At 67.9% G+C, this 26,306-nt stretch carries 27 protein-coding genes; 12 read left to right on the top strand and 15 right to left on the bottom strand.

What is annotated here, in order from left to right; all coding sequences use genetic code 11:
• Window positions 1-45: 45 nt before the first annotated feature.
• The 3 genes from sctJ to QZM15_RS00885 are packed head-to-tail and all read right to left on the bottom strand — an operon-like array spanning window position 46 to window position 1,838.
• Window positions 46-840, bottom strand: a complete 795-nt coding sequence (sctJ, locus tag QZM15_RS00895; protein WP_099317280.1) for a type III secretion system inner membrane ring lipoprotein SctJ — start codon at window positions 838-840, stop codon at window positions 46-48.
• Window position 841: 1 nt separating this feature from the next.
• Complete coding sequence (locus QZM15_RS00890; protein WP_302105584.1) at window positions 842-1,240, bottom strand: serine kinase; 399 nt, start codon at window positions 1,238-1,240, stop codon at window positions 842-844.
• Window positions 1,241-1,268: 28 nt separating this feature from the next.
• Window positions 1,269-1,838, bottom strand: a complete 570-nt coding sequence (locus tag QZM15_RS00885) for an HrpB1 family type III secretion system apparatus protein (protein WP_059582619.1) — start codon at window positions 1,836-1,838, stop codon at window positions 1,269-1,271.
• Between the two features lie 376 nt (window positions 1,839-2,214).
• Between QZM15_RS00885 and sctU the strand changes: the two genes are divergently transcribed.
• The 6 genes from sctU to sctS are packed head-to-tail and all read left to right on the top strand — an operon-like array spanning window position 2,215 to window position 8,274.
• Window positions 2,215-3,273 carry a type III secretion system export apparatus subunit SctU gene (gene sctU / locus QZM15_RS00880; RefSeq protein WP_302105973.1) on the top strand — a complete coding sequence of 353 codons (1,059 nt, stop codon included), beginning with the start codon at window positions 2,215-2,217 and terminating at the stop codon, window positions 3,271-3,273.
• Window positions 3,274-3,278: 5 nt separating this feature from the next.
• The gene (locus QZM15_RS00875; protein ID WP_059583109.1) at window positions 3,279-5,255 is read left to right on the top strand and encodes an FHIPEP family type III secretion protein; all 1,977 of its coding nucleotides are present in this window, start codon (window positions 3,279-3,281) and stop codon (window positions 5,253-5,255) included.
• 16 nt (window positions 5,256-5,271) lie between these two features.
• Complete coding sequence (gene sctP, locus QZM15_RS00870; RefSeq protein WP_302105583.1) at window positions 5,272-6,225, top strand: type III secretion system protein SctP; 954 nt, start codon at window positions 5,272-5,274, stop codon at window positions 6,223-6,225.
• A gap of 7 nt (window positions 6,226-6,232) precedes the next feature.
• Window positions 6,233-7,357 carry a type III secretion system cytoplasmic ring protein SctQ gene (gene sctQ / locus QZM15_RS00865; protein WP_124658381.1) on the top strand — a complete coding sequence of 375 codons (1,125 nt, stop codon included), beginning with the start codon at window positions 6,233-6,235 and terminating at the stop codon, window positions 7,355-7,357.
• Entirely contained in the window at window positions 7,344-8,000 is a 657-nt protein-coding gene (sctR, locus tag QZM15_RS00860) for a type III secretion system export apparatus subunit SctR (protein WP_059582633.1), read from the top strand. Before sctQ ends, sctR begins: the two co-directional genes overlap by 14 nt.
• 10 nt (window positions 8,001-8,010) lie before the next feature.
• Window positions 8,011-8,274, top strand: coding sequence for a type III secretion system export apparatus subunit SctS (sctS, locus tag QZM15_RS00855; protein WP_059582636.1), 264 nt, complete (start codon window positions 8,011-8,013; stop codon window positions 8,272-8,274).
• Here sctS and QZM15_RS00850 read toward each other — a convergent pair.
• Window positions 8,244-8,399, bottom strand: coding sequence for a hypothetical protein (locus QZM15_RS00850; protein ID WP_257220550.1), 156 nt, complete (start codon window positions 8,397-8,399; stop codon window positions 8,244-8,246). The genes sctS and QZM15_RS00850 overlap by 31 nt on opposite strands.
• A 6-nt stretch (window positions 8,400-8,405) precedes the next feature.
• Here QZM15_RS00850 and QZM15_RS00845 point away from each other — a divergent pair, with 6 nt between their 5' ends.
• The 5 genes from QZM15_RS00845 to QZM15_RS00825 all read left to right on the top strand — a co-directional run bounded on the left by QZM15_RS00845 (window position 8,406) and on the right by QZM15_RS00825 (window position 11,892).
• Complete coding sequence (locus QZM15_RS00845) at window positions 8,406-9,485, top strand: helicase (RefSeq protein ID WP_302105582.1); 1,080 nt, start codon at window positions 8,406-8,408, stop codon at window positions 9,483-9,485.
• Window positions 9,486-9,605: 120 nt separating this feature from the next.
• On the top strand, window positions 9,606-10,646 hold the full coding sequence (gene hrpD5 / locus QZM15_RS00840; protein ID WP_302105581.1) for an HrpD5 family protein: 1,041 nt from the start codon (window positions 9,606-9,608) through the stop codon (window positions 10,644-10,646).
• Window positions 10,647-10,669: 23 nt separating this feature from the next.
• The gene (locus QZM15_RS00835) at window positions 10,670-10,930 is read left to right on the top strand and encodes a hypothetical protein (protein ID WP_059639211.1); all 261 of its coding nucleotides are present in this window, start codon (window positions 10,670-10,672) and stop codon (window positions 10,928-10,930) included.
• Window positions 10,931-11,103: 173 nt separating this feature from the next.
• On the top strand, window positions 11,104-11,313 hold the full coding sequence (locus QZM15_RS00830) for a hypothetical protein (RefSeq protein ID WP_006765597.1): 210 nt from the start codon (window positions 11,104-11,106) through the stop codon (window positions 11,311-11,313).
• A 123-nt stretch (window positions 11,314-11,436) separates the two neighbouring features.
• The gene (locus tag QZM15_RS00825; protein WP_059639210.1) at window positions 11,437-11,892 is read left to right on the top strand and encodes a molecular chaperone Tir; all 456 of its coding nucleotides are present in this window, start codon (window positions 11,437-11,439) and stop codon (window positions 11,890-11,892) included.
• Between the two features lie 140 nt (window positions 11,893-12,032).
• Here the strand turns inward: QZM15_RS00825 and QZM15_RS00820 are convergent, their stop codons facing one another.
• From QZM15_RS00820 to sctC, 4 genes are all read right to left on the bottom strand, one after another.
• The gene (locus tag QZM15_RS00820; protein WP_302105580.1) at window positions 12,033-13,460 is read right to left on the bottom strand and encodes a secretin N-terminal domain-containing protein; all 1,428 of its coding nucleotides are present in this window, start codon (window positions 13,458-13,460) and stop codon (window positions 12,033-12,035) included.
• The gene (locus tag QZM15_RS00815; RefSeq protein ID WP_302105579.1) at window positions 13,457-14,242 is read right to left on the bottom strand and encodes a response regulator transcription factor; all 786 of its coding nucleotides are present in this window, start codon (window positions 14,240-14,242) and stop codon (window positions 13,457-13,459) included. The genes QZM15_RS00820 and QZM15_RS00815 overlap by 4 nt, the downstream gene beginning before the upstream one ends.
• Window positions 14,243-14,330: 88 nt before the next feature.
• Window positions 14,331-15,539 (bottom strand): PAS domain-containing sensor histidine kinase, encoded by a 1,209-nt coding sequence (locus tag QZM15_RS00810; protein ID WP_302105578.1) that lies wholly within the window; start codon window positions 15,537-15,539, stop codon window positions 14,331-14,333.
• A gap of 40 nt (window positions 15,540-15,579) precedes the next feature.
• Window positions 15,580-17,349 (bottom strand): type III secretion system outer membrane ring subunit SctC, encoded by a 1,770-nt coding sequence (sctC, locus tag QZM15_RS00805; protein WP_302105577.1) that lies wholly within the window; start codon window positions 17,347-17,349, stop codon window positions 15,580-15,582.
• Between the two features lie 109 nt (window positions 17,350-17,458).
• Between sctC and QZM15_RS00800 the strand changes: the two genes are divergently transcribed.
• Window positions 17,459-18,559: a type IV pilus twitching motility protein PilT gene (locus QZM15_RS00800; protein WP_059639206.1), complete on the top strand. Its 1,101-nt coding sequence runs from the start codon at window positions 17,459-17,461 to the stop codon at window positions 18,557-18,559.
• A gap of 97 nt (window positions 18,560-18,656) precedes the next feature.
• Here QZM15_RS00800 and pilV read toward each other — a convergent pair whose 3' ends face one another.
• The 7 genes from pilV to pilO2 all read right to left on the bottom strand — a co-directional run bounded on the left by pilV (window position 18,657) and on the right by pilO2 (window position 26,294).
• Window positions 18,657-20,354 (bottom strand): shufflon system plasmid conjugative transfer pilus tip adhesin PilV, encoded by a 1,698-nt coding sequence (gene pilV / locus QZM15_RS00795; RefSeq protein WP_367033464.1) that lies wholly within the window; start codon window positions 20,352-20,354, stop codon window positions 18,657-18,659.
• Window positions 20,347-20,826: a type IV pilus biogenesis protein PilM gene (gene pilM / locus QZM15_RS00790; protein ID WP_059582652.1), complete on the bottom strand. Its 480-nt coding sequence runs from the start codon at window positions 20,824-20,826 to the stop codon at window positions 20,347-20,349. The genes pilV and pilM overlap by 8 nt, the downstream gene beginning before the upstream one ends.
• A gap of 52 nt (window positions 20,827-20,878) precedes the next feature.
• A complete protein-coding gene (locus tag QZM15_RS00785) occupies window positions 20,879-21,433 on the bottom strand; it encodes a type 4 pilus major pilin (RefSeq protein WP_302105575.1) in 555 nt (184 codons plus the stop codon).
• Between the two features lie 103 nt (window positions 21,434-21,536).
• Window positions 21,537-22,613 carry a type II secretion system F family protein gene (locus QZM15_RS00780; protein ID WP_059582659.1) on the bottom strand — a complete coding sequence of 359 codons (1,077 nt, stop codon included), beginning with the start codon at window positions 22,611-22,613 and terminating at the stop codon, window positions 21,537-21,539.
• Window positions 22,603-24,387 carry a GspE/PulE family protein gene (locus tag QZM15_RS00775; protein WP_089465494.1) on the bottom strand — a complete coding sequence of 595 codons (1,785 nt, stop codon included), beginning with the start codon at window positions 24,385-24,387 and terminating at the stop codon, window positions 22,603-22,605. Before QZM15_RS00775 ends, QZM15_RS00780 begins: the two co-directional genes overlap by 11 nt.
• 4 nt (window positions 24,388-24,391) lie before the next feature.
• Window positions 24,392-24,988: a type IV pilus biogenesis protein PilP gene (gene pilP / locus QZM15_RS00770; RefSeq protein ID WP_302105574.1), complete on the bottom strand. Its 597-nt coding sequence runs from the start codon at window positions 24,986-24,988 to the stop codon at window positions 24,392-24,394.
• Window positions 24,978-26,294: a type 4b pilus protein PilO2 gene (gene pilO2 / locus QZM15_RS00765; protein WP_302105573.1), complete on the bottom strand. Its 1,317-nt coding sequence runs from the start codon at window positions 26,292-26,294 to the stop codon at window positions 24,978-24,980. Before pilO2 ends, pilP begins: the two co-directional genes overlap by 11 nt.
• Window positions 26,295-26,306 lie beyond the last annotated feature (12 nt).

Raw genomic sequence — 26,306 nt, 5'->3', positions numbered from 1 at the left:
TCCCCCTGCTTGCCCTGCCGGCCATGCGATCGTTCGGATCGAAGCTCATGCCGGCGCTTTCGCCGCGCGCCCCGCCCGGCGCGCGAGCAGGCCCGCCAGTCCGCCGCCGCCCTTGAGCAGGTTGCCGCGCAAGAGCGCGAAGCCGCCGGCGATCATCAACAGCAGCACGCCGAGTGCGCCGCCCGCATAGACGATCCAGCCGTCCTGGCGATGCGGGTGGGCAGGTGGATCGAGCGCATCGGCCGGCACGCTCGTCACGCTGACCTGATCGTAGGTCAGCCCCTCTATGCTGTGCACGACCAGGTTCTTGATCGCCGGCGTCATTCGCTCGAGATTCGCGTCGGGCCGGTACTTGATGAAGACCGATGCGGACGACGGCTTGACCGACTGCGCGAGCGGATCGTTGTTCGGCAACACGATCTGCACGCGCGCCACGACCACGCCGTCGATCTTCGACAACGTGTCGTCGAGCTCCTGCGACAAACCGTAAATGAAGCGCACGCGCTCCTCGGTCGGTGTGGAAACGAGCCCGTCCTTCTTGAACAGCGCGCCGAGGTCGTCGAATTTCTTGCGTGGCAGGCCGCGTGCGCGCAGCACTTCCACGGCATGCACGATCTGCTTTTCGTCGACGCCGACCGACCAGGTCTTGCCGCCATCGGGCGTGCTCTTTTGCGCGTCGACGCCGGACATCAGCAGCGCCGCCACCATTTCGTTGCAGTCGCTTTCGGTCAATTGCCCGTAGAGCTCCTGCTTGCATGCCGCGAGCGACAGCACGAGCGCCGCCACCGCGACGAGCCGCCATGCGGAGGGCGGCCTCGAAGGCACGAGGTTCGGTTTCATTTCACTGGTTCTTCATGAGCGTCTGCATGGCGTCCTTCGACGACTGCACGGTTGCCATCTTCACCTGCAGATCGGCGTTCAGGCTGGCGATCTCGAGCTGGATGGTCATGTCGGCGGCGGCAAGGCGCTCCATCGACAGCGCGCTCATGTGCTGAGTCATGTAGAGCACGTCGTTCGGCACTTGCCGGTAATAGTCCGCCTGCTCCTCGACCGCTTTCGTCACGAGGTCCGCGTGCTCGGTCGGGTGCAAGGCCGCCGCATGCTGGCGCCCCGAAGCCATCATCGCCTGGAATTTGTCGACGAGCGGCTGCGATACCGCGTCCGCGGTCGGCGCCGCGGGCGTCGTGCCGGTGACGCGGGCCAGTTCGTACTGGAGTTGCGATGCAGTCGTGATGCTCATTTCGTTTCTCCTGGTAGGGGCAACAGGCTCAGACACGCATGTACTGCATCGTCAGCAGCATGTCGCTGGATGAGGACGACGGCGTCGCGACCGCTTCGCCGTCTTCTGCATGCGCTCCGTTCTCGAACGCGAGCGCGGAATCCGGCGCAACGAAGCGGCCCGTGCGCTTCGCGGTCGCGACCGCCTGCTTCAGCTCCTCGCTCGCAAGCAGAACCTTCGCGAGCCGTTCAACCTCTTCGTTGCCGCCTTCCTCCAGGAGGCGCCGGGCCTCCTCCTGCCAACCGAACTCCTGGCGGGCTTTCAGGCACTGCAGCAACATTCCCTTGCTGGCCGGCACGCAGACCGAGCGCTCGACCAGATTGCGAAAGAGCCGTTCGGCCTCGCTCCATTCCTCGCGCACCATATGCAGCCAGCCGTCGAAAAACGCGAATTCGGCGGAATCCGGGCGCAGCAGATGCAGCACTTCGACGAGGTGCTCGAGATCGTCGATATCGACTTGCTCCGGTGTGCCTGCGCGGGCCAATGCCACCCTGACCAGGTCGACGACCGCGCCGACGACTCCCGATGGGCACTGCGGCCGATCCTTCAGAACGTCCATCCTTTCCCCCAAGGAAATCAGATTCGATCCGATGGGCCGCACCCGATGGGGCGTGGCCTTCCGTTGACGCTAAGTTACGTAACACGATGGATACGCCACGTGCCCGGCACGAAGTCGCACAACGAATTGCGAAGCGCCGCATGCGAGGGACGGCGGCGCGTGCCGCGTTCGCGGACGTCTTCGCGCCTGCCGGCCGCCGCGCGGGTCGCCTGGCTCACGTGGCCCGCGCCCGAGCGACGCGCCGTCGCGCCGCCTTGCTTCGCAGCCCTCGCCCTTGCTTCGCATCGCCATCGCGCCGGATACAGCGGCGCCGCTAACGTTGCATCGGGGCGCCCCATCCCGGGTGCGCGCCTGCGACAAGCGAAGGACAGCGGTCATGAGCGACGAAAAAACCGAAGAGCCCACAGACAAGAAGCTGGACAAAGTCCGCGAGGAAGGCCAGGTCGCGAAGAGCTCCGACCTCGTCGAAGTCGCGTCGCTCGGCTCGATCGTGCTCGTGCTGACGGCGGGCCAGCACTATCTGGCCGATACGCTACGCGCGATCGTCAAGGAGGCGATCGATTTCACTCACGGCGAGCGCGAGTTGCAGGACCTCTGGACCGTCCTCGTTCATGTCGGCCTGCAGGCGCTTGGCCTGCTGTGCGGGATCGCGGCCGTCGCGCTCGTCGCCGCCATCATCGCGCTCGCCCCGCAGACGGGGCTCAAGTTTTCGCTGAAAGCCGTCATGCCGAAGCTTGCGTCGGTCAGCCCCGGGTCCGGCTTTCAGCGCATCTTCTCGATGAACTCCGCCATCGACCTCGCGAAGATGGTCGGCAAGGCCGCGATTCTCGTCGCCGTCATGTGGCAGACGATCAAAAGCGCGATGCCCGTGGTGGCGAGTGCGCTCGATCAGTCGGTACCGCAGTTGATCGGAGTGCTGTGGTCCGTGCTCATGCACGTGGTCGTGGTCGCGCTCGGCGTGTTCGTCGTCATCGGCGCGTTCGACTACAAGCTGCAGAAGTGGCTCTTCATCCGCAAGAACCGGATGTCGAAGGACGAGGTGAAGCGCGAGCACAAGGAGAGCGAAGGCAACCCCGAACTCAAGGGCGAGCGCAAGCGCATGGCCAGGGAGATGTCGCAGGAAGGCCCGAAAGGCGGCGTCGCGCGCGCGAACGTCGTCGTGGTCAACCCGGTTCACTACGCGGTCGCGCTGCGCTACGACCCCGCGGAGTTTCCGCTGCCCGTCGTCCTCGCCAAGGGCGTCGACGAGCAGGCGCTGCGGCTGCGCCAGCAGGCGATGCACGCGCGCGTGCCCATCGTCGCGAACCCGCCCGTCGCGCGCATGCTGCACAAGGTGCCGCTCAATCAGCCGATTCCCGAAGAACTGTTCGAAGTCGTCGCCGCGATTCTTCGCTGGGTGGACGGCCTCGCGCCTCAAACCGCCACCACGGAGTAGTGGACATGTTCAAGACCATGAAACTGCCCGGCATCGGGGAGGCCGGCATCGCCGTCCTGCTGATCGCGATCGTCTCGCTGATGATCCTGCCGCTGCCTCCCGCGATCATCGACGGGCTGCTCGCGATCAACATCACGATCAGCATCACGCTGCTCATGGTGACGATGTATGTGGGCCATATCGCCACGCTCTCGGCGTTCCCGTCCGTGCTGCTCTTCACGACGCTTTTCCGGCTCTCGCTGAACATCGCGTCGACGAAGTCGATCCTGCTGCATGCCGATGCCGGCGAAATCATCGAAAGCTTCGGCCAGCTCGTCGTGGGCGGCAATCTCGTCGTCGGCCTCGTCGTGTTCGTCATCATCTCCGTCGTGCAGTTCATCGTGATCGCCAAGGGCTCGGAGCGCGTCGCCGAAGTGGGGGCCCGCTTCACGCTCGACGCGCTGCCCGGCAAACAGATGAGCATCGACGCCGACCTGCGCGCGAACATCCTGACGCCGGACGAGGCGCGCAGGAAACGCGCAAGGCTCGCCATCGAAAGCCAATTGCATGGCGGCATGGACGGCGCGATGAAGTTCGTGAAAGGCGATGCGATCGCCGGCCTCATGATCACGATGATCAACATCGTCGCGGGCATCGCCGTGGGCGTCGCCTATCACGGCATGTCGGCCGGCGAGGCGGCCAACCGCTTCTCGGTCCTGTCGATCGGTGACGCCATGGTCTCGCAGATTCCCTCGCTGCTGATCTCGGTGGCCGCGGGCGTCATGATCACGCGCGTGGACGAAGGCGGCGACCATGGAAATTCCTCCCTCGGCGAAGACATCAGGCGCCAGTTCACGAGCAGCGCGCGCGCGCTGTTCTTCGCCGCGCTGCTGCTGCTCGGCTTCGCCGCCGTGCCCGGTTTTCCGGCGGCGCTCTTCGCGCTGCTCGCCGGGCTGCTCGGCTTCGTCGGCTACCGTCTGCAGAAAAAGCAGGATGGTCCGGCCAAAGGCGCCGGCAAGCCCGTCGGGGCACTGCAGCGCGCCGGCGCCAAGGGCGACGCGCCCTCGATCCTGCCACGCCCGCCGCAGTTCACGTGCCCGCTCGGCGTGCGCCTCGCAGCCGATGTCAGCGCGCGTCTCGCGGCCGATGCCCTCGACCGCGCGTTCGACGCCCAGCGCCACGCGCTGCAATCGGCAGTCGGCCTGCCGTTCCCCGGCATCATGATGTGGACCGACGGCACGCTGCCCGAAGACAGTTACGAGGTACTCCTCTTCGACGTGCCGCAAGGGCGCACGACGCTCGCCGAAACGCGCGCGGTACACGCGGCGGCCGACGGCGGCGCCGCGGACGCGCCTGCCGCCGCGGCGACACCGGAAGCATTGATTGCGCGCCACACGATCGACCTGCTGCGGCGCAACGCCCATCTCTTTCTCGGCATTCAGGAAGCGCAATGGATGCTCGATCAGCTCAACGAGGACTACCCGGGCCTCGTCGCGGAGGTACAAAAGGCACTGCCGCTGCAGAAGATGGCGGACGTGCTGCGCCGGCTGCTGGAGGAAGAGGTGCCCGTGCGCAATATCCGCAGCATCACCGAAAGCCTGATCGTCTGGGGACCGAAGGAGAAGGACATGCTGATGTTGACCGAATACATCCGCATGGAGCTCGGCCGGCTCATCGCCTATCGCGCGACGGGTGGCGTGCGGGATCTGCCCGTCGTACTCGTCGACGTTCAGGTCGAGCAGCACATCCGGCAGTCGATCAAACAGACCCCCACGGGCAACTTCCTCGCGCTGCCGCCCGACGAAATCGCCCAGCTCGTCGGCAAGATCGCCGACATCGTCGGCGATACGCCGCGGCAGCCGCTGGCGCTCGTCGCCTCGATGGATATCCGGCGCTACATCAAGCGCATGATCGAGGCGCGGCTGCCCTGGCTGCCCGTGTATTCGTACCAGGAGCTCGGCTCGCACGTCGATCTCCAGCCCGTCGGCCGCCTGGCGATGTGATCGAGCGAGCCCCGCCATGCATTCCTCCGCCCCTCATCGCGCCCGCGTCATCGCGGCGCCGGCCACGCACACCGACCCCGCACCCGAGATGCCGGCCGCGCAGTTGAGCCGCCAGGCCGCCCTTTTTCAGCGCCTGCGCGAAGGCGTGCGCGCCGGCGCATCGGAAACGCCCGGCGGCGAGCAGCCATGCGCCGCACCGGCCGAGCCTTCATTCGCCGAGCAAGCCGATCCGCGCTATCCGGTCGCCGGGTTCGCCACGGACGAACATCGCGACGATGCCGGCAGCGGCGGGCGCGACGACGACGCACCGGCCGGCTCCGGCGACGAACGCGATGACGCTGCCGCGCACGCTCGATCGGCGTCGCCGGTGCCGGCTCCGGTACCGGCGACGATTCATCCGCCCATGCATTCGACGATGCGCCTGCCGGTGCATTCGGCCATGCATGGGTTCATGCACGTGCCGGCATATTCGACGATGCCCGCACCGATGCCGATGCCGGCGCGCGGCGCGGCGCCGCTTTCATCGCAGCGGCCGCCCAACGCCCGGCCAGCGACGGCCGCGCCGGACATGCCGCACATGCCGCGCGTACACGCCGCGGGCGAGCCGCAGCGCCCGACAGCGGGCGGCCCGCACGCCGTGGCCGCCGTGCGGGCACCGGCGCGCACGGGCCAGGACATGAACCGGTTCGTCGATTCGATCGTCGCCGAGGTGTCGGACTTCTGCGCGAATCCGATCGTATTCGAAAGCGGCGACTGGCAGATCACGATTCCCATCGATCCGGCGCTGCTGCCTGGCTGCACGTTGAGCCTCGCGCTTTCGCATTTCCAATTGACGCTTCGCTTCGACACCACGGACGCACGCTCGCGCGAACTAATCTCACAGCATGCGGCGACGTTGCGCACGAGCCTCGAGGAAGTGATGCAAAACCGCTTCGACGGCGCGCGCAGCGTCGAGATCATCGTCACGTAAAACCAATATGGACACCACACGAACGCTCCTGACAGACCACGCCGAGGCAGGCGCCCAAGCGCCGGCGGCGGCCGTCTTGCTCGATCCCGCGCGGCTGCCCGCGCTTGCGGCCGCCACCGCGCGCCTGCATCGGCTCGCCGTCGACGAGCGCCTGAGCGCACTGCTCGCTCACACGCTCGGCGTGTCGGCCTTCGGCGTCGGTACGCACGATTTCGTGGAGCCGGAGCGCGCCGCCGTCGTGCGCGTGCGCTGGGGCATGGAGACGGCCGCGGTGCGCATCGACGTCGGACAGCACGCGGGGCTCGCGAGCGTCGTCGCGTCGGACGAGCCCGTCAACGAGCGCTTGCGCCATGCCGTGTGCGCCATCCTGCTCGATCCGCTGCGGCGCGCGCTGCAAGCGCTCGGCTTCGACGGCGTGGAAATCGTCTCGCTCGAGCGGGCCGCGCGTGCGCCGTTGAACGCGCCTTGCTGCGCGCTGTCGCTGCGCGTGGGCGATAGCCGCTTCGATGCGGTGATCGAGCACATCGACGGCGGCTGGCTCGACGCGCTCGAAACGCTCGTGGCCCGGCAATGCACGCCGTTCGCCACCCACGTAAGCGAGATCGCCGTACCGGGCCGGCTGCGGATCGGCGAGAAAACGATGAGCGTGACGACGCTCGATTCGCTGCGCGCGGGGGACGTCATCTTGCGCGCCGTACCCGAAGCCACCCGCGCGCTCTTCGCGAGCGAGCGTTCATCCGCCCCGATGCAAGTCGTCTGGGGCCGCTACGGGACGCGGCAACTGCGCGCCGTGGCAGACGTCACCCACCATCTGATGACCTTGAACGAGGACCCCACCATGAGCCATGAGACGCAGTTCAACGCGCCGCTTACCGATTCGATCGACACGCCCGTCGACATCAGCCAGCTGGACCTGCCGCTGAAGCTCGAGATCGACACGGTTTCGATGCCGGTCGCGCAGCTCTCGGCGCTGCGCGCGGGCTACGTGCTCGAGCTTCCCACCGCGCTGCCCGATGCGCGCGTGCGGCTCGTCACCTACGGGCAGACGATCGGCTTCGGCGAACTCGTGAGCGTCGGCGATCATCTCGGCGTGCGTCTCGTTCAGCTGTCGCGCGGCCATGGTTCAGTTTAGCGATCTCACCGGGCTGCTGATCACCGTCGTCGCGATCAGCCTGATCCCGTTCGTCGCCATGGTCGCGACCTCGTACGCGAAGATCGTGGTCGTGCTCGGGCTGTTGCGCAACGCGCTCGGCGTGCAGCAGGTGCCGCCGAACATGGTGCTCAACGGCATCGCGGTCCTCGTCTCCGCCTACGTGATGGCGCCGATCGGCATGCAGGCCATGCAAACCATGCAGACGATGCACCGTACCCCCGGCAGCGACACGTCGCTCGTCGTGCTCGATGCATTCGATGCGGCAAAGGAGCCGTTTCGCGCCTTTCTGAAGAAGCACGCGCACGAGCGCGAAAAGCGGTTCTTCGTGCGCTCGGCAGCCGTGGTCTGGCCGAAGGACATGGCGGCGAAGATCCGTGAGGACGACCTCATCGTGCTTGCCCCGGCCTTCACGCTGACCGAGATGGCCGACGCCTTCAAGATCGGCTTCCTGCTGTACATCGCATTCATCGTCGTCGATCTCGTCATCGCCAACGTGCTGATGGCGATGGGCCTGAACCAGGTTCAGCCGACGAACGTCGCGATTCCGTTCAAGCTGCTCTTGTTCGTCGTCATGAGCGGCTGGTCCACATTGATTCACGGTCTCGTCATGACCTATCGCTGAGGCACGCGCCATGGAAACCGATACGCTCGTTCGCATTACCTCGCAGGGCCTGCTGCTCTGCCTGTCCGTCTCGATGCCGGTGGTGGCCGTCGCCGCCCTCTCCGGCCTCGCGATTTCGTTCGTGCAGGCCATCACGTCGATGCAGGATCAAAGCATCTCGTATGCGGTGAAGCTCGTGGCCGTCGTGGCCACCGTGCTCATGTTCGGCGCCTGGGGCGCCGCCGCGATCCTGCGCTTCGCCAATCAGATCATCACGCTCGCGGTGCCGTCGTGAATTCGCCGATCCGCAACAACCACGGCCACCACGCCGCCGATCTCGCGCAGCAGGCGCAGGCCGGCGCCGAGCACATGGGGCAGATGACCCAGGCGCGCGGCTTCACGGGCGTGAAGGTGCAGCACACGAAGATGCAGCGCGCGCGCATGCAGCACAACAAGATGCTCGCCGCCGCTTTCTACCGCGGCAAGCGTTTTGCCGAAGGCTTGCACAAGCCGCCGCCTCCTTCCGCGCAAAAGCTGATGCGCCAGCTCGGCCAACGGCCGCGGCCGGCGGGCTCGGCGAAGGCGCAGGGCAAAGAAGCATCGGCTCACGAACGGCCGGACGATCAGCACGCGCTCGAGCCCCGGCACGAGCACGAACACCCGCACGAGCGCGAACGCAAGCACGAGCAGGGGCAGCAGCAAAAGCACGGACAGCAGCAAAAACGCGAGCGCGATCAGCAACACGGCGACGGGCAGCAACAGCATCGCAACGGCCATGGGCACGATCGCGGCTCGAATCAGCAGGGCGAGGAGCATGGGCAGCCGCAGCAGAGTGGGCCGCGCGACGGGCAGCCTCGGCGCGACGGCCGTCAGTCCGGCGAAGGCCGCGACAAACCGCGCAAGTTCGCGATCGGCAAGGCGGGCCGGGCCAAGGCCGCCGCGCGCAGCCAGCCGCTCGCGGCCACGATGCAACTGCTCGCGGCGCAAAAGCTCGGTGCGCCGGACTTGCCGGCCGAACTCGCGGCGGCGTGCGCGAAGGAGGTGCTGCGGCTTGCCGCGCAGATCGAGCTGGGGCCCTTGCTCGCCGTGCCGATGCTGCTCGCGATGCGTTCGCCGATGGCGCTCCGGCGCAATGCCGCCCGGCTTCACGCACACCGCGACGCGGCACTGATGCAAGGCGCGGCGACCCCGGGCAAGGCCGCCGCGGTGGCGGGGCTTCTCGGCGTCTCGCTCGACAACACGCTCGCGCGCCAGCGCGCGGGCATCGAATACACGTACGACGATCAATCGATCGCGGCAGTGAAGCAACGCATTCTCGACACGCAAGCCGCGCTGCCGGCCCGCGGGGCGCCAGCCGGTGCCGCCGTCACGGGCGGCGCGACGAGCGGCGCGATCGGCGATCAAACCGGCGCCGCGCGGCAAGGAGCGGCCAAGGCCGCGGCCGGCGCTTCGGATAAGACGTTCGAAGTTCGCATGGCGCCGGCTGCGACAGCGGCAAAACCCTAAACTGATTTTGACGGTCGAGGCCCGGCAGCCCGATGCGCGAAGCAGCGCAACGCCGGAGCGGCGACCCGCAAGAGCAACAGCAACCGCATGACCCACGTCGGATACACGGATACCACGATCATGAAAGCGCTTCGAGTACTGACCGGCACCCACGCCGGAGCCCAGGTCCGGCTCACGAGCGGCGCCTACCGGATCGGCGCCACCGAGCACGCCGATGTCTGCATCAGCGACTGGACGGTCGAGGACATCGAGCTTTGCGTGGGCGAGGACGGTGTGGCGCGGATCCGCTCGGCGAACGGCGATGAGGTGCTCGTGGCGGACTTCGTGGCCGTGCCGTTCGGCGACGTCGTGCTTTGCGTGGGCCCCGATGGCGAAGCCTGGCCGCGCGATCTCGATTTGCTGGCGGGCCTCTGGAAGACGGCCGAGCCGCCTGCCGCCGACACCGCGGCGCAGGCCGACGCGGATAGCGGCGCGCAGGATATCGACCCGGCCCATTCGGACGAACCCGGCGCCGGCCATGCGCCGGCCGCTTCGCCGAAGGTGCCCTGGCGCACGGCCGTGCTGGCGCTCGCCTGCACCGCCGCGATCGGCGGCATCGCCGTGGCCGGTGTGATGTTCGCGGGCACGCAGTCGAGCGAGGCGGCGAGCGTGAGGTTCGACGCCGATGCGCTCGCACGGCAGTTGCAGGAGGCCCTGCATCGCGAAGGCCTCGGCGATCTGCAGGCCATGGCACGCAAGGACAGTGTGGCGGTGCGCGGCATCGTGACGAGCAGCGACGAAAGCGCGAAGGCGCAGCGGATCATGGACAGCCTCGCGCGCGGCAAGGTGCGGCGCGAATACGACGTCGCGCAGCAGGATGTGGACAACATCCAGCAGTCGCTCGCCGGCACGGGCGCGGCAGTGAATTACCAGGGCCACGGCATCTTCCGCGTGAGCGGCAGCGTGCAGTCGATGACGACCTTCCGCACGCTGATCGCAGGTATCAGGGCCGACCTCGGCGACAACGTCAAGCGCGTCGACGTGGATGTCAAGGAAGCGCAGGCGCTCGCGCCCGATGTCGAGTACACAGCCGTGATCGCCACGGGCGGGCTGCGTTACATCGAGACGCCCGACGGCACGAAGCATCTGTTCGCGAGCAGCAAGGACGAAGCAAACAATTGACCTCGACCACCAAAGGAACCGACATGTACGACGCATTGCTTCCCATCGCGCAGGATCTGAACGCGCTGGACGCCACGCTCTCGGCGCCCGACGGCGCGCAACGGGTCGCGCGCATCGCGGCGGCCTTCGACGAAACCGCGCGCCGGATCAGTACGGCCACGCAGTCCGCGGCCGACGAGCGCGAGCGGCTCGATCTGCAAAAGCTTTATCGCGGGATGATCGCGGCGCGCCGCATCGTGCTCACGCTGCAGGAGCGCCACGGCGCCCGCGGCGCGGCGCTTTGACCGCATCCGCGGCGATACGCAAGACGGTTGAACAGTTTGCAGTTGCAGCATCCGGCTGCGCGTCAGCCGGTCCGGACCGGCGGCCATCACGGCCAAGGGTCTTTTACCGAAGCATCACGCGTCAACCCACAGCAGTGCTTTTTCCATCACTTTCTTGATAAGGGGAATACATCATGTCTTCATCGATCGGAAGCTCGGGCGTCTCGCAAGCCGGTTCGCAAAACGCCGACATGGTCGGCCAGATGCAGGCCATGGCCAACCAGAACAACGCGATGACGATGGCCGCGATGCAGATCAACATGCAGCAGCAGGAAACGTCGGCGCTCGCCTCCGTGGGCAACAACGGCGCGAAGAACATCGCCGACGCCGCGAAGGGCCAGTAAGCCACTCGCCTTGCCGCAGTCCGTTCGCGCGAGGGGCACGAAAGCGGAAAGCCCTGCTTTCCGGCTACGTGCCCCCGCGTTTTTGCAGCCGGGCCGCCCTATTTTCGCCGGAGATTGCCGCCCATGAGCAGGGAACGTTTCGTCGAGTTGGTTCACGAGGTTTGCGCGGTGGTCGGGCTGCCCGACGCCGAGTATGTCGTCGAGACGCAAACGCTCGAGATCGAAGGGTTCGACGTCCATCTCAATCACCACGAGACCGACCCCGATTCGGTCTATGTCAGCTTTCATTACGGCGCCGTCACGCCCGGCCGGTCGCTCGTCGTTTTCCGGCTCATGCTCGAGGCCAACCTGCTCATCTACGCGCAGGACCAGGCGCAACTGTGCCTCGAATCCGATACGGGCAACGTCGTGCTGCTCGTCCATCTGCCGATGGGCCCGACCATCACCGGCGATTATCTCGCCGATCTCTTCTCGCACTACGCCGAACACGGCCGCTACTGGCAGAACAACATCCTCGAATCGCCCGACGAAATGTTCGAGGGCATCGCGTCGGGCAATTTCATGTGGCTGCGGGCGTAACCCCGGCGAGCGCCGGCGCGCCTCAGGCAACGGGCGCATCCGCGCGCGCGTCGATGCCTGACTGACCAGCCGTCCCATCCGTTCGGACACGGCACGTCGCCTCACCCTCACGCCATCGCGAGCGCTCATCCGATCGGCGGCTATGCTGCCACGCGCGGTATCAGCAAGACGAGGCGGCGGCGCATACCGCCCTCTCCCGCACTGCCGGAATCGGTATCGTCCGCGCGACGCGCGACATCGCCCGTGTACGGCGCCGGTCCCTCGATGACGAGGCACTCGCCCGGCGCCAGGCTTTCGTCGACGGCCCGATAGCGGCGCGCATCGCCGCGGCGCCCCAGTTCCACACGCAAGCCGATACGCGGCATCGACGCGGCGCCTTCGACCGTCGGTGCAATCGACAGCCAGAGATCGCGGGCGCCGTCATCGGGCAGGTCATCCTCGTCGCGGCGCGCGAGACGTGCCTCGTGACGATCGATGACGGCCGGCGAGCGGTCGTGCGTGAGCGCCGTTTGCGACACCTCGATTTCGGCGCGGCCGCTCCCGGCCAATGCCTTGAGCTGCGCGAGCAGCGCGCGGCCGCCGTCGGGCGCGATACCGGCATCGCGGTGCTCGCGCGTGGCCGCCGTCGCCTCCTGCGCACCTGCCCCGCCGGCCATGGCCGGCGGCAGTGCGGGCCGCAACGCGTCGAGCGCGTCGCCATCGACGTCCACCACCCACGTCTGGACCGATACGAGCTGCGCACGCACGTCCAGGCTGGCGACGAGCGCGCCGTCGGCGTCGATGCGCTCGGCCCGATCGCGTATCAGGATGGAATTCGTGGTCGCATCCGCTTCGATCGCTGGCAGCGCCGCATCGAACTCGACGATCCGCGGTGCATCGGAAACGGCGGGCCCGCTCGCAACGGCCGGGCGCTCGAAACGGCGCCGCAACAGCGTGGCCACACCCGGCACGACGAGCGTGCGGCCATCGACCACGCGCGTTTCGTCGGCGGCATTCGCGGCACTCAGGCGAAACACCCGCACGGACAAACGCACGCGCTTTCGCGCGTCGCGCTCGAAGCGTTCGGCCGCGGCACGAATACGCTCCACGTAGGTCGCCGGCCCGCGCACGTTCACCGTTTGCGCGCCGGCATCCACCGCCAACGGGAAGTGCGTATCGGCAAGACCCGCCTGCTCGAGCGACGCACGCAGCGCATTCGCGGAAAGGAAGTGAGGCCGGATGGCGACATGCGCCTGCTCGTTCGCGGGCGACACGTGCAGGACCGCGCCGTCGTAGTACCAGACGAATCCGTACGAACGGCTCATGACGTCGAGAAAACGCTGCGGCGGCATCGCGAAACGGCCGCTCACGACGCCGTCCACTTGACCGTCGATGCGCAGGGCAACGTGCTGCCCCGCCGCGAACGCATTCAGGACCTCCGCGAGGCCCGCGCCGTTCGTCACGTAGACGAAGCGCGCGCCGGGGCCGCCGGCCCACGCCATGCTCGCCGCCTGCGCGTGCACGGCGGCCGCGCAGACGAAGGCCGCGACGGCGCCGCGTGCGAGCGTCCGCATGCGGGCCGCGCTCATGCGGCGCCTTCCGGGGACGCACCGGCGCCCGACGCATCGGCGCCCGACGCACCGGCGCCCGACTGATCCACATCCGGCTTGAGGGTCAGGCGGTAACCCGTCGCATAGACCGATTGCACGGTCCAGCCGACGCCGGCCGCCTTCAGGCTCGCACGCAGGCGGCTCACGTACATGTCGACGGAGCGGCTTTGCACGGCCGCATCCCAGCCCCAGACCACGCTCATCAGATCCTGCCTCAGCACGACGGCGCCCGTGTGCCGGGCGAGATGCCAGAGAATGTCGAACTCCTTGGTGCCGAGCTTGTGCGCCACGCCCGCCACCACGAGCGAGCGCGCCTGCTGATCGAGCGCGCATTCGCCGTCGACGAACATCTTGCGGCCCTGCACGTTCATCGGCGCGAAGCGCCGCAGCAGCGCGCGCATGCGCGCGAGCAGCACCTGCCTGTCGTAGGGTTTCACGAGATAGTCGTCGGCACCTGCATCCAGTATGCGCACGATGTCGGACTCCGCCGAGTGCACGGTCTGAAAAATCACGGGCATGATCGATTGCGAACGGCTGCGGATCTTTTGCAGCAGCTTGTCGCCGGAAACGCCCGGCAGGTCCCAGTCGAGAATCGCGAGATCGGCCCACTGCTCCGAGAGAAACTGCTGCGCGTCGAGCCCGCTGTGAAAAGCGTCGATGTGGTAGCCCTCGCTCTTGAGCCAGGAATGGACGAGCGCGTGATGCGCGACGTCGTCCTCGACGAACAGAATGCGTACGGGTTTGCCTGCAAGCGATTTCATATGGACCTTTGGTTGCGACGGCCGCGCGGGAGCCGGCGCCCGGTCCGCGCGACGCGTGCCAAACGAATACGGGCCGCGCTCCGGCGCCTCACTCGCCGCGCGCCGCGCGCAACGCGCGGTCGGCATCGACGAGCGATGTCGCGTGCGGCTTCGCGGCGACAGGATTCAGGCACGGCAGACGCAGCACAAACATGGTACCGCCTTGCCCGTTGAGCTCCGCGTAAAGTGCGCCGCCGTGCATGCCGACGATCTGCACGGCGAGCTTGAGCCCGAGGCCGAAGCCCGTTGCCGTCCGCTTGCCGAGCTTCTCGAAGTCGGCCAGCCGATCGCCCTCGACGAGACCCGGCAGCCCGCCGGCGCGATCGTCGACGACCACCTCGGCGAAACCGTCGGCCTGCCGGATCGACACGGTCACCGCCTCGCCGCGCGGCGACGCGCGAACGGCATTGTCGATGACGTTCTGGACGGCGCGGGCCACGAAGTTGCGCATGCCGCTCACCCAGAGCGGTGCGCTGTCGGGAAGCCACAAGTGTAGCGCGACGCCGCAATAGACGGCGGTGACCTCCAGCTGCGAGATGATCTGGCGCAGCGTCGCGCGCAGATCGAACCGTTTGAAGTCGCGCGCCTGCAAATGCTCGGTCACCGACGAGAAGATGAACTGCTCGCCGAGCGAGAGCACGTACTGCGCGAGCGAGGTGATCTGCTGCATGCCGCCGCAGCGCTCGAACGCCTCGGGGTCGCTCGCGTCGAGCTGCGTGAGCGCGCTGATCGAATTGAGCGGCGAGCGCAGATCGTGCAGCAAGAAGCGCAGCGACATGGCCCGCTCGTCGAGCGAGCGCGCGAACGGCGTCACGTCGGTCACGGCGATGACGGATTCGCCCGCCCCCGCACCGCCGCACGCACCAGCGGGGCCCGCCTGAATCCAGAAGGTCGAATCGTCCACGCGCACCTCGCGGCCCGCTTCGAGATCGCGCAGCCGCGGCACGTCCGTCATCTCGAAGCGCTCGCTCAGCGCCACGCTGAAATCGACGCCCGCGGGCAGCGTCATCGCCAGCATCTCGAGCGCGCGCGCGTTCGCGTGAACGACCGCGCCCGCGCGATCGAGCACGATCACCCCGCACGGCAGCCCGCGCAGCGTGCCGCGCACGCGGCGCGCCTCGTCGTCGGACAGGCGGCGATCGGCGGCGCCGTCGGCGCATCCCTCGGCGGGCAAGCCCGAGGGGGCGGGCCGCGGCTCGGACGGCTTGCGGGGCTGCCCGCCGGGCAGCGAATGCGGCTGAGTATCGGATTCGTTCACATGGCCTCCTGCATTCCCCGGTGCGGGCGGTTGCGGTGAATCACGGCGAGATGACGCGCGGCGACAGCAGGAAGAGCCGCTCCATGTGGCTCTTCTGGCGGCTGTCGGTTCGGAAGAGCGCGCCGATCAACGGAATCTTCGAGAGTCCGGGCACCCCGGTCACGCCCATCGTCGCGCTGTCCGCGCGATAGCCGGCGATGAGCAGCGCCTGCCCCTCCTCGATGAACGCCTGCGTGTTGATCGTGCTGTTCTGGATCACCGGCAGGTTGCTGACCGTCCGGTCGGTGAGCTGGCCGTCCTGAATCGCCACGTCGAGCTTGATGCGTGTGCGCCCGTCCTCCTCCACGACCATCGGCAGCACACGCAGCGAGATGCCCGTCGACACACTGTAGAGATCGCCCGACGTGTATCCCGACACCGGCACGAAAAACTGCGTCTGGTTGTCCATCACGGCCTCGATGTTGTTGAGCGTGACGACCTTCGGGCTCGCGTCGATCTTGGCGGCGTTCGTCTGCTGCAGCGCCGAGATGCGCGCCATCAGATAGCGGCCGGCGTCGCCGAGCACGGCGGCCACCGATGCGCCCACGGGCGTCGCCGCCGCGAGCAAGTTTCCCGGCAGCGCCGTCTGGCCGAAGTTCTGCGAGAGCGTGCCGTTGTAGGTGCTCTGTGCGAGCGTGCCGGTGCCGGTCTGCACGTCGACGTGGCTGTTGTGCGCGGTCCAGTCGACGCCGAGCTGATGCAGCGCGTCGTCGTCGATCTCGATGATGTGCGCCTCGATCTCGATCAGTTGCGGTTTGACGTCGAGGCGATCGATCAGCTTGCCGTACTGATCCATCCGGTCGGCCGTATCGCGAATCACGACGGAGTTCGTGCGCTGGTCCGCGACGATGACGGGCAGTTGATCGTCGCTCGCCGGCGCCGTGCTCGTGTTCTGCGGCGGCGGCGGCTCGCCCACCGCCGCGGCCACGGCCGGCGAAGGCTGCCCGGTGAGCCCGGCGAACATGCCCTTGCCGGCCGCGCCCGACGGCACCGGCGGCGGAATGTACGGGCCGTTGTAGGCATTGCCGTTCACGTCGTTGATCGGCGTGGTGCGCTTCACGCCGCTCGCCGGGCGGCCGCCCTCGCCGTCGCCGCGCTTGTCGGCGGCCTTGCCCGTGCGCGGGTGGTAGATGCCGTTGAGCACGGCCACCACGCCCTGCAGCGTGACCTGCTGGCCGTCGATGGGCACCGTGCGGTCGTGCGCCCATGCGTGATAGAGCGGAAAGACGCGTACCTGCGTGCCGCTTCGATGCGCGGCGTTGTTGTCGAGCCGCGACGCCACGTTCGTCACCATCTGCACGTAGCGAGGCGGCCCGCTCACGAGCGCCGTGCCCTGCGCGCTGTCGTAGACGATCGGAAAGCGCTCGTCGGAGATGCGCAGCCGGTCGAGCGCCTCGCGCAGCGCGCCCGTATCGGCCGAATCGAGCTTCACGAGCGTGCTCTGCAGTTCGGCGGCCGTCGTGATGTCGAGCACTTCGCCGTCGTAGTACCACACGAAGCCGAACGACGCCGCGAGCGTATCGAGAAAGCGCCGCGGCGGCAGATGGAACTTGCCGCTCACGGTGCCGCCCACATCGGCGGCGATGCGCGTGGGGACGCCCTGGCTCGCGCCGAAGTCGCGCAGCACATCCTTGATGTCCTTGCCCTGCGCTTCGTAATCGACGATCGACGACTTCCAGCGCACGGCCGCCGCCTCGGCAACGGGGGCCGTCGCCCCGAATGCGAGCGCGGCGGCGAGGGCCACGGTGCCCAGTCGGCAAGCCCAGTTCATGACGCGCCGCCCGCGATGAAACGTACGCGGCGCCGCCCGATGCTTCGCCGACACATAGACAAAGTTTTCATGTAAGTTCCGACTATCTTTCATAGGAAGGGCACTGACGATGAACGCTCCGAGTCACGAACGTCGCGACCTGACGCGCGAGATTCTCGAATTGATCGACCTGCGGCAGACTTTCACCGATATTCACATCGAGCAGGACCGGCCGATCATGATCAAGGCGCCGCGCGGCTGGCTCGCTGTCGGCGAGGAGCCCGTGCTCCACGACGAAATGCTGCCCACGCTGGCCTCGATCGAACCGGACTGGGAGGCGCAGCTTCAGCACGGCGCGATCGATCGCCCGTTCGTGCTCACGCGCTGCCGCCTTCGCTGCAACATCTACCGCACCAATGGCGGCCGCAAGCTCGTCATCTCGATCCGGCGCCTGCCGCTGCAGCCGCTCGCGCTCGACAAGCTCGGCCTGCCCGCCTACGTGCGCTCGATGATCGACAGCGCCAAGGGGCTGATCCTCGTGACGGGCCCGACCGGCTCGGGAAAGACGACGACGATCGCGTCGCTGCTCGAGCACATCAATCGCACGCGCAACAGCCACATCGTCACGATCGAGGAGCCGATCGAATACGAACTCGAGGGCCGCACGTCGATCGTGTCGCAGCGGCAAGTGCCCACCGACACGCCGAGCTTCTCGGCCGGCCTGCGCGAAGCGCTGCGGCAAAAGCCCGACGTCATCATGGTGGGCGAGGTGCGCGACCCCGAGACGGCGGAGACGGCGCTGCAGGCCGGCGAATCGGGCCACCTCGTGCTCGCGACGATGCACACGGGCAGCGCGATCGGCACGCTCACGCGGCTGCTGTCGTTCTTTCCGGCCGAGCAGCGCGAGCGCTATGCGGCCGCGCTCGCGAACTGCCTGATCGGCGTGATCTGCCAGTGCCTCGTGCCGACGGAGGATGGCGAGAACCTCGTGCTCGCGAGCGAACTGCTGTTCAACAACAATCAGCAGATCAGCGGCCTGCTGACCGATCCGGGCAAGCTGCCCTACCTTGCCGAATTCATGAAGCGCAAGGAAGACAACATGTCGCGCATGCTCAACGATCACCTCTTCAGCCTCGTATCGAAGCGGCAATGCCTGCCGCGCGACGTGCTGCGCGCGACCTACAACCGGCTCGAGCTGCACGAAATGCTGCAGACGCTCGCGCCGCACTGAGCCCGCGCGAAGGCCGCGCCGGCGCAATGGCGCCGGTCGCGCCGTGCGTGGCGGTGCTGCGAAGGTGTGCGGTGTCGACGGGCTCACGGTTGGGCGCTCAGTAGTAGGAGTTGATCGTCCAGCCCGCCGCGACGGGCGTGTTCCAGACCGTCTGGCCAGACTCCCCGCAAAAGCTGCTGACCCACGGCGTCGTGATACCGGCGTACGTCGCCCAGTTCGTCGTCACGACGATCGTGTAGGTGCCAGGCGTGCCCGCCTGGGACAGCGCGTTGTTGATCCCGCCCGAATCGTCCTGAAGCGTCGGCGTCTGGCTTTCCGTATGCCCGAGGTTGTGGTTGCCGCCGTCGGTGATGTCGATGCTCTGCGAGAGCTGCCCGCGGTTGCCGGAGGGCCCGTTGCACATGCCGTCGTTCAGGTGCGCCCACGTCGACGCGACGATGATCCCCGGCTTGGTGAGGTTGACGGTCGTCCTGAACGTATACGAGTACGTGCCGTTGCTGCCGTTGTACGAATAGGCGCCCGACTGGAAGTTCGTCGCCGGTTGGCTCGTGCAGGCCGAGTAATCGCCCGCGCCGTTCGGGTTGGCCATCACGAGCTGACAGCCCGTGAGCGATGACGCCGGCTCGATTTCGCTTTGCGTTTGCCACCTGCCGCCGCGGCACGACAGCACGCGCCCGTTCGCATCGGTGGAGACGAGCGTCGTGCTCGCCGACGCGGGGGCGATGGCCGAATTCTGCGGCGCGGGCGGGCATGGGTCGCCGACGTTGTTCGCGTTGCCGAGCGCGAGATTGCCCGCTTCGTCCACCGCCAGCGCCTGCCATGCGGCGCCGTCGTACGCATAGGCCCGATTCGTCGCGGCGGTGAGCCGCACGTCGCCCTGATGCGCGGCAACGCCCGCGAGCGCCGCTTCGTAGGCCACCGGTTCGCGCCAGTGATAGGCCGCCTGCGGCACCCACATGTGCTGCGTTCCATCGCAATTCAGGACGTTGCCCGAAGAGTCGGCCGCGATGGCACCGGGCTGCGTGCAGGCGGCGTAGTCGATCTGCTGCGCGAGCACGATCGGCACTTGCATCGTGTTCGCCTGTGGGTTGCCCGGCACGGCCACGCGGTACAGATAATCGACGTTCTGCGCCTGCGTGCCGTCGTAGAAGATGAGGCTCGCCAGATGTCCCGTGCCCGTTTTCGTGCTTGTGCAGGATCTATTCGCCGGGTTGGGCGTATCGACCTTCCAGGTGCCGAAGGCGCCGGTGGCCGCGCCGCTCGCATTGTTCGTCGCCTGGATCGAGCCACCGCCCGGGCCGGCGTTCGCCGCGATGTAGCCGAGTTCGGGATCGGGAATGGTCCGGCCGCCCTCCGTGACGAGCAGCGCCTGCAACGCCACCGGGCTGGCGCCGCCCGGGGCCGCGTAGACGAGCAGGCACGGCGTCTGACCATACGGGTTCGTGCCGCTCAACGCATTCGACAGGTAGGTCGACAGCTGATACGGCGAGCCGGTCATTTTCACGATCACCGGCGAGGTGGTCGTGGCCTGGGCCGCGAGCGCCGTGTAGTTCTGCCGAATGAGCCGCGTGGCGGCCGCCGTCAGCTGCGACTGATAAAGCGCGGCCTGCTGCGCGCGCGTATCGTCGAGCGACGAGTTCGTGAGCGTGACGAGGCCCGCCATCATCAATGCCGCGAGCGCAAGTACCGCCAGCATCTCCACCATCGTGAAGCCGGACATGCGACGCGCCGGCCGCGCGCGGGGGCCGGCGCGCCGCATGCCGATGCGAGCGAGGGTACGGGTGCGCTCAGTCATACGCTTGCGCCATCCATACCGGCATGCCGTTCGGGATCGCGTTCGCCAGCGCGGCCGGCAGCGGCACGGCCGGGTTGCCGGGGGACACGAGGTTGGCGCCGAGCGCCACGCCGGCCAGCGCCGAGCCCTGCGCAATCTGCTCGATGCCGTCGACCGCGGTCGCGGCCGCCGCCGACGCCGCATAGACCACGACCAGGCTGCCCGCATAGCCGGTATTGGGCTGGACGTAGTTCCGCCACATCGGATCGGGAACGGTCGCCCCGAGGTAAGGCGCGACGCTCGCCGCCGGCACGCTGCCGGCGAACGACGGGTTGGCGCGCGCGAAGGCCACCACGGCCTGCCGGTAGGCGCTCATGTTCGCCGCGAGCGCCATCGCCGACGGCGCGAGCGGTGCCGGCGCCGCCTCGGCGCCGAGCAGCGCGTAGGCACCGGTCAGCATCGCGAAGGCGGCGACGATCCAGATCAGGAACATGGCAGGCGGCTCGTGGCGTCAATCGGAGTGAAGGCCGATACTCTGGCCTCGATCAGGCGGAGGTCCAGACGATGGTCTTCGCACCACCGGCACAAGCGGCCTGAGCGGCGGCGGGCGTGACCGGCACGGCTTGCGCCGTATTGCCGATAGAGACGGCCGTCCACGTTCCGCCGGCGGATGCCGCGTTGATGCATACGTCCGTCGGCACGGAATCGAATGTGATCGTGAATGTACCGGTGCCAGTGCCGTTAACGGTGACTGCGCCACCCCAGGCGTCGGTGACGGTATTTGCCGCGGTGTCGATGACGAGCGTCGTCGGGATGATGCCGGCGGCAATGGCGACGGTCGTCGTCAGCCCGTTGTAGCCGTTGGTCTGCCCCATATACAGCTTCTTGACGCCGGTCTGGATGGCCGTCACCTGCTCGGCCGTCTGATTCGACGAAGCACTGCCGAATGCGCCGCGCAGCAGCGCAATCGCGCCGATGACGACGATTGCGGCGATCCCGAGATAGGCGATCGCTTCGAGCAGGGTGGCGCCACGCTGCATGTGCCGCGCCCCACGGCTGCCCACCCGGGCGCGAATCGATGCGACGGTCTTGACATTCATGTTGCTCTCCTTGGTTTCCTCAATCGGCACGCGAGAAAGACGTGCCCCCTACCTTCAACACCCGTTCGTTTGCACTGCGCTTGCACGTCATTACACGGCAGACTCAATGCACACTCCGGGCCAAAGCCGCAATTTCCTGCTGAATTCCGAAGAAGCCGCTGATGAGCCACGACAGCACGAGCGCGAGCACCACGATCGCCGCGCCGTTGACCACGCGCATCTGCGCCTCGATCGTCTCCACGCCGTCGGTCATCCATTCGTTGGCGATCGCGTGCAGCGCCTCGGCGAAGCCCTTGTATTCGGCATACACACACAGATCGTCGACGATCTCTTCCGAAGGAAACCGGTAGCCGGCGTTCTTCATCGCCTCGCCGACGTTGAGCCCCGACTTCACGCCGAACAGCATGTCGTCGATTCGCTGCCTGAGCCACGGCGTCGCATCGGCGGCCAGCCGCGCGAGCGAGCGTTCGACCGTGAAGCCCGCAGCCTGCAGCGACGAAAGCGCGACGAGAAAACCGCAGCCCGTAATGAGCCGATAGATCGAGTAAGGCGGGTAGCGGTCGAGCCAGGCCCGCACGTTGCCGGACCAGCGCGGCATCGAGTACAAGAGCGCCGCGACGAGGATCGCGAGCACCACGAGGCAGTAGATCATGCCGCCCTGCACGAACCGGGACAGCTCGTAGAGCGACTTCGCGACGCCGTGCCAGCGCTCAGGGCTCACGATCGACGCGAAGCGCGGAATCACGAGCTTGCCGAAGAGGTACACGTACCCGATCGTCATCGCCACGATCACGCACGGGTAGGTCAACCCGCCGACGATGGCCGTCCGGATCCGGCGGCCGTACTGCACGACGTTGCACACGTTCAGCAGCGCGGCCTCGAGGCGCCCGGACTGCTCGCCCGCCATGACGATCATCTGCTCGGTATGCGGCACCCACCACGCCATTGCCTCGGCCAGCATGCCGCCGTTTTGCACGACGCCGCGCCAGTCCGCGAGCGTCAATGCCAGCGGCTCGTTCGGCTTGCGGCCCTCGTGCGACGCACGCAACTCGAGCTCCTCGAGAATCTTGAGCAACGGCAAACCGTTCGCGAGCATTTTCGCGATCTTGCGATAGAGCCGCAGGCGCGCCTGCGTCGTGAGTTGCAGGCGCGCCCAGCGCCGGTTGAGTTCAAGTGCCATAGCCGCTTCCGAGCGGCTGCGGCCGCCCCCCGCTGCCCTGCATGAACGGCCCGACCACGCGCTCCGCCATGCGCGGATCGACGAGGCCCGCCGCCACTTTTTCGAGCGCGTGCTGTGCGACCGTCTGCCCCGCGAGCTCGCCGAGCCAGTACGCGTGCGCATCGGGCTTGCGCCCGGCGCGCAGCAATTCGCAAAACGTCGCGTCGGTGCGCACGACCTCGGCCACCACGGTCCGGCCGACCGTGCCGTTCTTGCAATGCGGGCAGCCCGGCCCGGCCACGCGCACCGCGTCGAACCGCGCGCCGACGGCGCGCTTCAAGCGCGCGACGAGCCCCATGTCGAGCTGCGCCATCGACTCGGCCAGCGGGCGCGAGCAGTGCGGACACAGCAGCTTGACGAGCCGCTGGCTGATGAGCCCCGTGACGAGCGATTCGTCCGTCACCATCGCGATCGGCAAGCCGAGATCGACGAGACGGTCCACGATCGCGAGCGCGCCGTTCGCGTGCACCGTCGTCCAGACCTGATGGCCCGTCATCGCGGCGCGCAACGCGCTTTGCGCCGATGCACGGTCGCGCACTTCGCCGATCATGATCGTATCGGGATCGAGCCGCATCGCGTTCGCGATCGCGGCGGCGAACGCGAGCGAGCGCGCCTCTTCCGTCGGCGCGTTGACGACGGGCGTCTGCACGGCGCCCTCGATCGGGTACTCCACCGGGTCTTCCACGGTGATGACGTGGATCGAGCCGGCCATCTCGCGCAGTTGCCTCGTCAGCACGCGCTGCAACGTCGTGGATTTGCCCGAGCCGGTCGGGCCGCTGATGATGTTCATGCCGTGCGGCTGCTGCGCGAGCAGCTCGAACGCGCTCGCCTGCGCCACCGTGAAGCCGAGCTCGGTCAGGGCCGTCGCCTCGCCCGCATCGTTGTAGAGCAGCCGCAGCACCATGACGCTGCCGACGCTCGTGGGCGCCGTCGCGATCCGCACGCCGAAAAGCCGGTCCGGCAGCTTGTCGCGATCGCCGATGGCCGCGTCCTGGCGTTCGTTCGGCTTGTAGGTGTTGTCCGATACGCTCGACATCGCCGCGTAAAGCGTGGCGAGCAGCCGCTCGCCGTACTCGCGCGTCTGCTCCGACATGCGCACGAGTTCGTTGTGGATACGAAAAAGAATCTCCGTGCTGAAGCGGTTCACACGGATATGGATATCCGACGCACGCTCGTCGCACGCCCGCGCGATCAGGTTCTTCGCGACGGCCTGCATCTGCGTGTGATCGATGCGCTCGGCACTGCCGTCGCGGCGCGGGCCCTGATAGCTGCGCCTGATCGCATCGAGCGTCACGAGCCGCGTCGTATAGCGGCAATTGAGCCGTTCGAGCCTCGCGCAGTACGACAGCACGAACGGATTCATTTCGTGCCCTTCGGCAACGAGCAGCGTGCCGTCGTCGAGCAGACAGAGAAACTTGCGCTCCTCGTCGCTCGCGGCGAACTCGCCGCTGTCCGAAAGCGGGCGCGCCACCGCGGCGAGCGGCAGCGCCTGCCCCGGCGGCTGGCTTTGCGACGCCGTTTGCGCGGGCCGCACCGAAGCGGCGGCGGCCGCGGCCACGGCGCTCAGCACCGGCTCGCGTGGCCGCGCAACCGGCGCGAGAGCCGGCGCGGCGGGGGCCGCGGGCTGAACCTGCGCAACAGGCGGATCGGTTTCGATCGGCTTCACGGCGCGCGAGAGAATCAGCGGCGTCACGCTCGTGGGCGTCTTGCCCGGCGGTGTCGGAGACGAACTCATCGCGTCACCTCGCAGGCATCGGCAACGCAGGCAGCGTCGGTATCGGCGGCACGCCGGGCGAGCCTGTCGACGCCACGTTGCGCGCGGGCTGCTGCCGCGCGCTCGCGGAGACGGTCAGCGTCGTGCGCCGTCCGTCCTGCGATGCGAGGACGATCGCGCCCGGGCGAATGGCCGCCACGCGCATGCCGTTGGGCAGCGTATCGCCGGGCCCGACGTCGAACTCCGCGCCGTCGCTCGTCGCCACGGTTGCGCCGAGCTTCTTGCCGAGCCCTTGTGTCGCCACGAGCGACACGTCCGAATACGACGAGACGGTACTGCCCATCCGGTGCAGCGCTTCTTGCCGCTCCGCCACCTGCGCCTGCGCATCGAGCTTTTTCAGCTGCGCCTTGAGGATCATCGTTTCCTCCTGTAGCCGCATCAGTTCGTTGGCTGCCTGCACGGCGGCCGGCGTCGGAACGACGTTCATGCGCGGCGCCGCTTCAGCGGGCGCGGCGGCCGTGGTGGCTGCGGCGGCCGTGGCGCTGGCCTCGCCGAACGCGACCAACGGCCACGCCCAGCAGCAGGCGAGCACCAGCACAGTCAATGCATCGTCATTTCTCATAGAGCACTCCGTCGAGCGTCCACTGCCCGGATTTGTATGAAAGCGTCTCGACGCGCACGCCCGGCTCGTCGAGGTACGTGATGAGGCTGTCGGGCCGCACGTCGCCCAGTTGCGCCGACATGCGCCAGGTCTGCCAGCTCGGCGCCGGGGGCGGGCCGCCGCCCGGATGCAGCCGGTCCAGCGTTTGCGAAGCGAGGCCGCGCTGCGGCGCGCTTGCCGGTTGCAGCGTGAACGTCAGGCCGATGCCCAGCAACTGGAAGGCGGAAAGCATGCGCAAGCGCACGCCGTGCACGCCATCGAGCACTTCGTCTCCCCCTGCGGGCAAGGCCAGCGGCTCCACGTAGCTCGCATGCTCGCCGTTGCCGTCGATCGTCGCGCGCGGCTCCGCCGCCATCAGCATCGCCACGTTCGATCCGCCCCGCGACCAGCTGTAGCTGACGTTCGACGCGCGGCAAACGTAGTCGTCGAGTTCCCAGCCGCCCGGCGCGATGTGCGTGAAGTGATCGAGGCACGCGCGAACGAACGCATCGGGCCGCGGCGCGCCGGCCCATGGGTGCGCGGCTTCGGGCGGCGCCGCGGGCTTGGGCGGATGCAGCGCGAGTTCCGCGCGCATCCGCTCGAACGCCTGCTGCCGCTCGAGTTCCATCCGGTGGCGCCGGTACGCGACGATGCCGGCCGCCACCGCGGCCGCCACCACGATCGCGGCGGCGACCAGCAGCACCTCGCGCCGCGGTGCGCGCCGCGAGACCCGCGACAGATTGAGCCAGCGCGGCAAATGCGGCTTGCCGCCCCGGCGCGGGATCATGTCCTCGATGCGTCGCGCGTAGAAGTTGTGGAACCCCTGCACTTCCAGCTGCGGATCGCCGATGACGACGTTCCAGCCGCCGAGGCTGTAATCGCCGTGCAGCCGCTCGAACACGTCTTCGCTCGAACCGATCCAGTCGCCGTTCGGCAGGAACGCGCCGTCGCGCACGGCGAAGTAGGCCCAGCGCCCGTCGGGCAGATGAAACGCACCGAGCCAGTTGGGCGCCGGCTGCTGGCGTCCGTCGTAGAACGCGCCTTCGGCCGCGATCGTCTTCGACACGAGCGCGCCGAGCGACGGCAAGCCCAATTGCGCGCCCTCGCGCGTGCTCGCGAAACCCACGCCCGCGAAGGTGCGGTCGATACGCAGCACCATCGCATCGAAATTCAGGCGCGCGGCGAGTTCCACGGCCTCCGCGCGCAGCGCGTGCCGGCGCGAGAGCGATTGCCAGAAAAGGCCGCATATGAAACGCTGACGGCCGATCTGGATGACTTGCGTCGCCATGACGGATCCTGT

The organism is Burkholderia sp. AU44665 (genome assembly GCF_030504405.1).
GTDB lineage: Bacteria > Pseudomonadota > Gammaproteobacteria > Burkholderiales > Burkholderiaceae > Burkholderia > Burkholderia semiarida.
This window is presented reverse-complemented; position numbering and strand designations above follow the sequence as displayed.